Source organism: Aurantiacibacter hainanensis (genome assembly GCF_036321025.1).
GTDB lineage: Bacteria > Pseudomonadota > Alphaproteobacteria > Sphingomonadales > Sphingomonadaceae > Alteraurantiacibacter > Alteraurantiacibacter hainanensis.
The window spans coordinates 97,771-107,586 of the sequence record NZ_JAZAPB010000001.1 but is presented as its reverse complement, the minus strand read 5'-3'; the positions used below and the strand labels follow the sequence as shown (position 1 = coordinate 107,586).

8 protein-coding genes are annotated in these 9,816 nt (G+C 60.2%); 2 read left to right on the top strand and 6 right to left on the bottom strand.

The window, feature by feature from the left end; genetic code table 11:
* The first annotated feature begins 16 nt into the window (after nt 1–16).
* The gene (locus tag AAA989_RS00500) at nt 17–1,567 is read left to right on the top strand and encodes an ArnT family glycosyltransferase (protein WP_338240444.1); all 1,551 of its coding nucleotides are present in this window, start codon (nt 17–19) and stop codon (nt 1,565–1,567) included.
* A 698-nt stretch (nt 1,568–2,265) separates the two neighbouring features.
* Here the strand turns inward: AAA989_RS00500 and AAA989_RS00495 are convergent.
* The 6 genes from AAA989_RS00495 to AAA989_RS00470 all read right to left on the bottom strand — a co-directional run bounded on the left by AAA989_RS00495 (nt 2,266) and on the right by AAA989_RS00470 (nt 8,228).
* Entirely contained in the window at nt 2,266–2,577 is a 312-nt protein-coding gene (locus AAA989_RS00495; protein ID WP_338240442.1) for a hypothetical protein, read from the bottom strand.
* A 101-nt stretch (nt 2,578–2,678) separates the two neighbouring features.
* The gene (locus tag AAA989_RS00490; RefSeq protein ID WP_338240441.1) at nt 2,679–3,494 is read right to left on the bottom strand and encodes a M90 family metallopeptidase; all 816 of its coding nucleotides are present in this window, start codon (nt 3,492–3,494) and stop codon (nt 2,679–2,681) included.
* Between the two features lie 98 nt (nt 3,495–3,592).
* Entirely contained in the window at nt 3,593–4,777 is a 1,185-nt protein-coding gene (locus tag AAA989_RS00485; protein ID WP_338240440.1) for an acetate/propionate family kinase, read from the bottom strand.
* Nucleotides 4,774–5,727: a bifunctional enoyl-CoA hydratase/phosphate acetyltransferase gene (locus AAA989_RS00480; RefSeq protein ID WP_338240439.1), complete on the bottom strand. Its 954-nt coding sequence runs from the start codon at nt 5,725–5,727 to the stop codon at nt 4,774–4,776. Before AAA989_RS00480 ends, AAA989_RS00485 begins: the two co-directional genes overlap by 4 nt.
* Nucleotides 5,724–6,800, bottom strand: coding sequence for an NAD(P)-dependent alcohol dehydrogenase (locus AAA989_RS00475; RefSeq protein WP_338240438.1), 1,077 nt, complete (start codon nt 6,798–6,800; stop codon nt 5,724–5,726). The genes AAA989_RS00480 and AAA989_RS00475 overlap by 4 nt, the downstream gene beginning before the upstream one ends.
* 363 nt (nt 6,801–7,163) lie before the next feature.
* Entirely contained in the window at nt 7,164–8,228 is a 1,065-nt protein-coding gene (locus AAA989_RS00470) for a fatty acid desaturase (RefSeq protein ID WP_338240437.1), read from the bottom strand.
* Nucleotides 8,229–8,544: 316 nt separating this feature from the next.
* Between AAA989_RS00470 and AAA989_RS00465 the strand changes: the two genes are divergently transcribed.
* A complete protein-coding gene (locus tag AAA989_RS00465; RefSeq protein WP_338240435.1) occupies nt 8,545–9,765 on the top strand; it encodes a potassium/proton antiporter in 1,221 nt (406 codons plus the stop codon).
* Nucleotides 9,766–9,816: the final 51 nt, after the last annotated feature.

The following is a 9,816-nucleotide window of genomic DNA, read 5'->3' as shown; positions in this document are numbered from 1 at the left end:
TGCCGCCGTCTTGCGGTTGGACGGCATCGCCTTCGGTCTGCCGGCGCTCAACGACCCTGACGAACCGCTGTTCATGATGCTGGCCTATGACATGCTCGATCGCGCTTCGCTCGATCCGCAGTGGTTCGGACATCCGGGCACCATTACGCTCTACTGCCTGGCGGCGATCATGGCGGTCACCGGGGCCATTGCAGTGGTGAGCGGGCAATATGCCGGGATCGGGGACTTCGCACAGGCGATCTACGCGAATCCCGGCATCGTGATACTGCCGGCGCGCATGTTCATCGCCGCCAACGGCGTGGCCTGCGTGGGGCTGACCTACCTGCTCGGCGACCGTCTGTGGGGGCGCTGGTACGGACTGGTTGCCGCCCTGCTTCTGTCCATGAACGCCCTCCATATCGGCTGGTCGCAGGTCATTCGCACGGACGTGCAGGCGAGCGTCTTCATGCTCGCCTGCCTGCTGATGACGATCGCGATCTATCGCGGGGCGGGCCTCCGTGCCCACGTGCTGGCGGGCCTGTTCGCCGGTCTCGCCTGTGCGACGAAGTGGCCGGCGGCAATAGTGTTCCTGAGCCCGATGACAGTAACAGCCTGTCTGTGGCTGCGGGGAGACCGCAGCTGGCATCGCGTGCTGATCCTGCCGTTGACAGCTGGCGTAACGCTGCTCTCTGTTTCGCCCTTCCTTGTGCTGAGTTTCGACGTAACCCTGGCCGATCTGGCAGGCGAAGCGCGGCAGAGCCATCCCGGCGCAACCGGTTCGGGCTTCATCGGAAACCTCGGGAGCTATCTTGCCGGCCCGTTGGCTAACTCGTTTGGCTGGGCCGGTCTGGCAGGGGCGCTGAGCGGATCGGTTCTCGCCGCCGTGCGCTCGCGGATCTTCCTGCTGGTGGTCTGCCCGGTATTCGCAAGTTTTCTCGCGCTGATCTGCCTTCAGGATTTGTGGTGGGAACGCTGGCTGGTCCCGGTCCTGCCGTTTCTGGCGCTGGGCCTTTCCTGGCCGCTGGTGAACGGTTTATCCGCGCTGTGGCGAAAGGATGTCAGTCTGACGTCTTTCGGCATTGCCTTCGGCGCGACGGTCCTTGCCCTTGTGCCACCGATCATCGCCGAAGGCCATGCGCGTTCGCTGGAGCGCCGCCACGATACGCGCCAGGCCGCTGCCGCCTGGATCGAACGAAACGCCCCGCCGGGGTCGACCGTGCTCGTGGAACATGCCGCCTTCGACTTGCTGCAGGGATCGTGGAACGTGAAGTTTCCGTTGGGCTCCGACGGATGCATCGATGCGCGGTCAGTGCTGGCTTCGAGAATATCGGCGACTGAAGTGGACGAGCGACGTCTGGGCGGACCGATCGTCGACCTTGGTCACGTCGATCAGGCCAAAATCGAAAGTTGTCGTGCCGACTTCTACGTTTTCTCCAACTTCGACCGGTACGCCTCAGAGCGATCCGCCTATCCCGAGGCCTACGCTCGTTACGCGAAGTTTGTCCACGCTGCTGTCAAGCGCATAAGGTTCGCTCCGGTGCCAGGAGAACGTGGCGGCCCGAGCATCTTAGTTCTTGAAGTAGATTAAACTGCGGGTGCGTGCGGCTATAGCTGCGGCCTTTGCGAATTCGCGGAAGCTTCTTCCAGACAGATGCACTTCCTCGCACATCAGCCCTTGAACCGATGTCGGTGTGTTGACCGATGATCAGCATCCGGATCATCGGCTCAAGATCGACCCGAGGGCCGACCACTCGTGATGTAGAACGGCTTCAGGTGTTCGCGGATGACCGCCAAGGCAACACGACTTGCGGCTTGAGAGTTGATATCTTTGTGACGGTAAGCTCCGAAGTGAGGATAAGCTCTCACTTGGTATTTTGAGACTAATTGTCCCCAGCCATGCGTTAAAACTAAGTCGAAAACTTCTTAGCAGCGAGAGGATGTCCGCATTCGGGAAGACAGAGCATGTTACGGAATGACCGAAATTGGGGCGCAGAGCGGACGTTGAGGCGCTGCCTCCGAGACTGCCAGGCTTATCTTGCCCAGCTATTGGGCTATCCGTTGGGCTAGGTGCGAAAAAATTAAAGTCCAATAGGGAAGTTCGAATCCTGTCTCCCCGACCACTTGGCCCATTACGTCACTTCGAAGAGCCCAGCATGGCAGTGACGGGCACACGGCTTCGCAGTCTCAGGCGTTGGAATTATGCTCCGCGTGTCGGGACCCGAGTTTCTTCTGCGCTACCATTTTTGGATGCCAACCGAATTAGCCGCGGTGTTTCGCCGTCCGGAACTATCTGTGTACCTTGGCGCTTACCCGGTGAAAGAATGGATGGTGCGGGGAAGATCCGCAAAAAATCTGGCTGAAAATGCCCCCGCAGAAGGCCGGTAATCTCGTTTCGGCAACGCGCGCTTCTTCCAGGCTTCGCAAGTCGATGTGAAGTTGCAGCGCCTTTTGAAACTCGAAGCTGATGCTCACGGCATGGGGGAACTCTGCATGGATGGGCTCAATCAGCCTCTCCAGCTCCTTCGAGATACTCCGATCTCGGCTGGCGCGGCCGATATCTTCGACCTTGCCGTCATTTTCCGCTGCATCATTCTTCAAGGATTGCCTCCTGCCGGACGGGTTGCACTCGTTGGTATCTATCACATTCTGCGGGTCAGAGGTTTACACCGTTACTTTTCGAGCGTGGCGTCAGGAATCGATCAGACCCACTCTGCGGGATCCAGCGCCAGCAGCTCCGACAACTGTGCGTAAAGCGTCGGCTCCTCGCCGCGCAATGCCCGAGGTTTTTCGAAGAAGGTGACGATCGCTTCGGCAAAGAACTCTTCGTGACCGGTGGCGCCATAAGGGTTGATCAAGGTTTTCTGCGCGCGTTCGACACGCTCCACATGCGCATTGTACGCATCCAGCATGGCCTTTTCCCAACCCGCGTATGCTTGCCCCTTACGCAAAATGGGAATGCCGTTCGTATGACCGGTCAGGCTATCCAACTGATGGGCGAACTCGTGGATGACGACGTTATGCCCATCCTCCGCGTTCAGGCCACCCTGCAACGCATGGGTCGAAGATAAGACGACCGGTCCCCGGACCCAGCTTTCGCCAAGCGAAGCCTGCTTGTTCTCATGGACGACAAAACCGTCCTGAATGGGACGGCGAGTGTCGAAGGCCGAAGAGTAGATCAAAACGTTTCTGAGCGTGTCGTACCAGGCCGGACTGTTGACGACCAAAAGACAGGCTTGCGCCGCGATGGAGAGTTTCATTTCCTCGCTAACCTCGAGGCCGTTGTTGCCGCGAAAGGTAACCTGGTCGAGGAAGAGATTTATTTTCCCCTCCAGTTTAGGTCGCAGTGAATCCGGCAATCGGCGTGAAATCGGCACCATCTTCGCGACAATCTGGCCCTGTTCCAAGGTAAGCGGTGTCGCCAGGAGCTGGTCACGTTTTCGCCGTTTTGATCTGCGGCGATACCAAAGGAACCCGCCAATGAGCAGGGCGACAAGAAGGAAGGGGAGAAGGTCCATTCGGCAGAGATAAGATGGGCCACATCATTATGGTAGGCAGCCGCCCTTGCGTTGACAGGTTCTTATGGGCCGGGGGCAGGGGCAACGTCATTCATCGATCACTCATTCCCCGCCAGGCCGAAACAGTCTGCCATCCGCTCTGCGATCGCCTGCTCTTCATCCGCGGGGATGACCCGAATGGTCACGCGTGAAGTAGGCAAGGAAATCACTTCTTGGCCTTTCTGGTTGGCTACTTCGTCAATCTGCAGGCCCAGCCACGCGATGCTTTCGGTTATCCGCTGGCGGATGAGTGGCGCATTTTCGCCGATGCCCGCAGTGAAGACGAGGCTATCCAGTCCGCCAAGCACGGCGACGAGCGACCCGATGGCGCGCGCGATGCGGTAAACATACAGATCGATCGCCTCGGCCGCTCGCGGCTCGTCGCTTTGAAGAAGCACCTGCATGTCGCCCGATATGCCCGAAACGCCGAGAAGGCCGGATCGGTTGTAAAGCAGATCCGCCAGCGACCCGGTGGTCATTCGCCTTGCATCGATCAGATGCAGCAGCACTCCGGGATCGATTGCCCCGCAGCGGGTCGCCATCATCAGTCCGTCGAGTGCCGAGAACCCCATCGTAGTGGCAACGCTGGCGCCGCTTTCCATCGCGCACAGGCTCGCGCCGCTGCCGAGATGGGCCACGATGGTACGGCCTCCCGCGCGCGCGCCGTCCAGCAGGCGCAGTCTCGCCGCGATGTACTCGTAGGAGAGACCGTGAAAGCCATAGGCGATTATCCCCTCGTCGCTCATCTCCAGGGGCAAGCCATAGAGCTTGTCGAGCCGGGGACGGTCGGCATGGAAGGCTGTGTCGAAGCAGCCTATCGGAATGGCCTGTGGCAGCCGCGTCGCGGCCAATCGGACAATATCCAGATTATGGGGCTGATGAAGCGGGGCCAGTGGCACCAGCCGTTCGAGCTCGGCCAAGACATTGGTATCCAGGCGCACGGGACGGTCAAACTCCGCACCGCCGTGAACGATGCGATGGCCGACTGCTGCAACGTCGGCCAGCAAGCCCAGTCTGTCCAGCTCGTCGAACACGAAATTGGCTGCAGTCGGCAGATCGATCGGGCCAGGTACAGCGGCGCGAATTTGATCGGGGGCGCCGGTCAACTGCAGCGAGAACTGCGGCGTCGTGCCGATCCGCGACAGGTTGCCCGAAGCGAGCAACTCGGGTCGAGCGCGGCCTTTGTAGAGCGCGAACTTCAGGCTCGACGAACCGGCGTTGATAACTAGAAACCGGCTTGTCATCGCGGTGGCTTCAACCGCTGGTGCCCTGACACGAGTAATGCTGCGGCGCAGGACGCGAGGCGGGTTTCTGTGTCGTCCGCGCGGCTGGTCAAGATAATCGGTACGCGCGCGCCCTGGACGATCCCGGCAGACAGCGCCCCCGAAAAATAGGTGAGTTGCTTGGCGATCATGTTGCCCGCTTCGATATCGGGCGCGATGAGCACGTCGGCTCGTCCAGCCACTTCCGAAACGATATGCTTGGTGCTCGTCGCGGAAGGCGAGATCGCATTGTCGAACGCCAGCGGACCATCGACGATACCTCCGACGATCTGACCCCGCTGTGCCATCTTGGCAAGCGAAGCTGCATCGGTTGTTGCCACCATGGCGGGATGCACTGTCTCGACCGCCGCCAGCACCGCAACGCGCGGCGCGGCAATGCCGAGCGCGATGGCACAATCGATAGCGTTCTGGACGATGTCCTTCTTGGCGCCGAGATCGGGTTCGATGGTGATTGCCGCGTCACTCACCAGCAGTAGCCTGGGGTAGTCGGGCACTTCAAAAATGAAAACATGGCTCATCCGGCGGTCGGTTCGCAGGCCGTTATCGCGATCGACCACGGCACCGAGCAACTCGTCGGTATGCAAGCTGCCCTTCATGATGGCGTCCACCTCCCCATCGCGCGCCAGCCTGCAGGCTTCCTCGGCTGCGGCGTGACTGTGTTCGGTGGGAATTATTGCGAACCGGGAAATGTCCAGCGCCGCCGCATCAGCAGCCGCCCGAATCTTCGCTTCCGGACCAACCAGCACGGGTTCGATCAGAAAGCTGTCCGCCCCGGCAACCGCGCCGCCGAGCGATGCGGCATCACAAGGGTGGACGACAGCACAGCGTATCGCCGGACGGTTTGCCGCCAGAGCCAGGATGTCCGCGATGCTGCGCGGCGTTGTGGGCAGTGCGTCTACCGCATTGCTCATGGTGTTATGGCGATTTTCAGCACACCATCGCGCTGGTTCGCGAAGAGGTCATAGGCTTCCTCGATGTCGTCGAGCGCGAAGCGGTGCGTCACTAGTGGCCGAGTATCCAGCCGTTCCGATCCGATCACGTCCATCAAACGGCGCATCCGCTCCTTGCCGCCCGGACACAGGGTGGAGACGATCGTATGATCGCCAAGACCGGCGGCGAAGGCGTCGAGCGGAATGCTAAGGTCGCCCGAATAGACTCCCAGCGACGACAGAGTACCCCCGGGGCGCAGCACGCGCAGGGCAGAGCTGAAGGTTTGTTGCTGGCCGAGGGCCTCGATCGCCACATCGACGCCGCGGCCGTCTGTCAGGCGCATGATTTCATCCACCGGATCGCATTTGGTGAAATCGACTACATGGTCAGCCCCCATCTGTCGGGCGATTGCCATTCGAGCAGGGACGGATTCGACCCCGATGATCGTGCTAGCGCCCATCAGACGGGCACCCGCCGTTGCGCAAAGACCGATCGGTCCTTGCGCAAACACCGCCACGACATCGCCGATCCTGACCTTGCCGCGTTCGGCCCCCGAGAAACCGGTAGATATGATGTCCGGACACATCAGCACCTGCTCATCGGTCAGCCCGTCGGGTATAGGCGCAAGGTTGGTCATGGCGTCAGGAACCAGGAGATATTCGGCCTGAGCACCGTCGATGGTATTGCCGAAACGCCAGCCGCCCATCGCTTTGTAACCGTGCTTGGTTCCGGCCCCGTCCTGCGAGTGCTGTCCGCAAAGGCAGGCAGCGCTGTGGCCGCTGGGAGTAATGGCCCCGGCAATCACTCGCTGACCCTCGCGGTATCCCTGCACTGCCGAACCCAGCTTCTCGATGATACCGACCGGCTCGTGGCCGACGGTCAACCCCTTGGTGACGGGATACTCCCCCTTCAGGATGTGCACGTCGGTTCCGCAAATCGTAGTCGTGGTGACCTTTATCAGCGCGTCCAGCGGGCCGACCTCGGGGATCGGCTTGTCGTCTAACACGATGCGGTTGGGCTCGACGAAAATTGCGGCTTTCATCATCTTGGACATAGAGATCCTCCTGGCGGTACGCCTGTGACATAGCATACCCGGTGACGACGGAGTTGATGCGGGTCAAAGAGGCCCAGGCCATCAAAGCCGGCCGATTTGATCGACTTGCGGCGAGGTTCCTGATGTCAGCTAGTGGGGTCGGGCTTTTTTCCGATGCGGGATCAGCCCGAGGAGACGGTCCGGGTGACTCCAGATGCCGTGGACCGCTCGGGATCTGCATAACGATCCGAAAGGCCAGATGGTAATCCAGCAGAGCAAGCGCGAGCTTGCTCCACCGACGGCCGAAGCTTCACCGCCGAGCATGCGCAGCCCCGTTCTCGTCTCCCGCCATCGCCGCGCCCACCGCTTAGGTGAAGAACGGCGTCAGCAGCGGCCTTGGGCCGCCTTGTTGGCTGCTTCCCGAAACGTAACCAGCTTTCGATTTTCTTCGTCCCATAGGCAGAGCCAAATTGGTTTGAATGATTGTTGGACGGAGAAGCGATTTAGGTCTCGCAATTCCGGATATGCCGAGAGGACCTCCATAAGCCTGTAAAACGGGACGCGGCTTGCAAGGTGATGGACGTGATGAACTCCGATGTTCCCGGTAAACCAGCGAAGTGGTTGGGGCAGATCCAGGTACGAACTTCCAAACAGGGCCGCATCGTGAAACGACCAGTCGGCCTTGGCATCCCAATGAGCATCTTCGAACTGGTGCTGGATGTAAAACAACCAGACGCCGACTGACGCGGCAATCAATATCGTGGGGACAACGACCAGCAAGGTCGCAAGCCAGCCGAAGAAGAAGACAAGCGCCGCCAGAAGAATGCCCGTAGCGAAATTGGTTGCGATCGCACTCACCCAGTACTTCGAGCCCTGCTTCATGAGCCCAATCGGCAATCGATGGCGCAGGAGGAAAAGGTAGGCGGGGCCTAAGCCGAACAGAACGAGCGGATGTCGATAGATGCGGTATCCCAACCGCTTGAGTCGTCCTCGAGCGAAGAATTCGCGAACCGTCAGAGTATCGACGTCGCCGAAACCACGGCTATCAAGGTTACCCGTATTCGCATGGTGGAGAGCATGCGAACGCGCCCAGCAATCATACGGCGTGAATGTAAGGACGCCCAGGACCCGGCCGGCCCAGTCATTGGAAAGCCTGGACGCAAGGAACGACCCGTGCCCGCAATCATGCTGAATGATGAAGAGTCTGAGTAGGAGCAGCCCCGTCAGGGGGGCAAGCGCCAGCGCAAGATAATATCCAGCCTCGATGGCAAATAGCATGGCGAAGATCGCGCCGAAAAATGGACCGATTGTCGCAGCGAGTTCGCCAACGCTCTTGGTCGTGTCGGGAGTTCCGAACCTTTTCAGCTCTGTGACGAGTCTTCGCGGATCGACAGGAGCAACCCGAATGTCGCCTGAGTCTTCGGGGCCAGGCGAATGGCAATTCTTCAATGTAACAAGCTTTCTAGATTGGTTTGACCGCGCGTCGGCCGATCCTATGTGCCGAGCGGTAAAGAGTTTTTGGATTGTAGGGCAGTGAAATTAACCCAGCCTTAGGTTGAAGCTCGTTCGGCGAATTCGCTGTCTGGGCCTTCAGTCGGCTGTCCGGTTTTGACGAACTGAGGCCTTGTGCTGAAAACGCTGTCGCCGAGGGTCACCGCTTGCGGCAGTTTCGTGCGCGTGCCTGAAGCGTCATCGCCCTGTCAATTCGTGCGGCTCGGAGCGCCGGAGGTTGCCAATTGGCCCGCAAGCGTCTCTCTAGGCAGCCATGCCTTTCATCAGCCCAGAAGTCGCGCTGCTCGCAGTAGGCGTTCTGCTTCTGGCCACCGTCTTCGCAGGCTCTCTCTCCAGCCGTTTCGGGCTCCCGGCACTGATCGGGTTTCTCGCCCTGGGCATGCTGGCTGGAGTCGATGGACCGGGCGGCATCTCCTTTAGCGACTATCCGCTCGCGCAGGGGATCGGCATCGTTTGCCTGATCTTCATTCTGTTCTCGGGTGGGCTTGATACCGATTGGCGCGACGTGAAGCGCGTGGCCGCCCCGGCGCTGATCCTCGCTACGGTAGGAGTTGTGCTCAGCGCTAGCATCACGGGGCTGGCCGCCATGCTGGTTCTGGGCTTCGAGCCCTTGCAGGGCTTCCTGCTGGGCACCGTTGTCGCTTCCACCGATGCCGCCGCAGTGTTCGCCATTCTGCGCTCCACAGGACTTGACCTCCACGGAGATGTGCCGGCACTGATCGAGGTCGAATCAGGCTCAAATGATCCGATGGCGATTTTCCTGGTGGGCGCGGCGCTGCTGTTCTTGGCAAGCCCCGACGCATCTTCCCTGACCCTTGTCCCACAATTCGTGATCCAGATGACGGCGGGCGGTGCGATTGGGTTCGGTATCGGGTGGTTGCTACCCGAGATATTGAAGCGATCTCATTACCGGCACGGCGGCCTCGCTTTCGTCATTTCGATAGCGGGGGTGCTCATCGCCTATGGCCTTGCCGAAGTCGCAGGAGGCAATGGATTCCTGGCTGCCTATGTTGCAGGTCTCGTGGCCGGCAGCCGGACATATACGGCGAACCGTATTGTCGCTACTTTTCAGGACGGCATGGCTTGGCTCGCCCAGGTTGTCATGTTTCTCACCCTGGGCCTGCTCGTCGCCCCTTCGAACCTCGTTGACGTCATCGTGCCGGGCTTGGCGATTACTTTCGTTCTGATGCTGGTGGCCAGGCCGGTCAGCGTGTTCATTTGTCTCGCACCGTTTCGACGCTTCGGCTGGAGGGCCAAGCTGTTCGTCTCTTGGGCCGGTTTGCGTGGCGCGGTGCCAATCGTCCTGGCGACCTTTCCGATTGTCGCGGGCGTGCCCGGTGCCTTCGCGATATTCAATATCGTGTTCTTTGTCGTTCTGCTTTCTAGCCTCATCCAGGGGCCAACCATCAACTGGTTTGCCGGACGCCTGGGAATGACCACGAGGGACGATCGGTCGGAGCAGGCCGGAACCTGACCGAAGGGCAGGCTGGCTGCAAACGAAGGGGCAAACACCTATTCTTGCCTA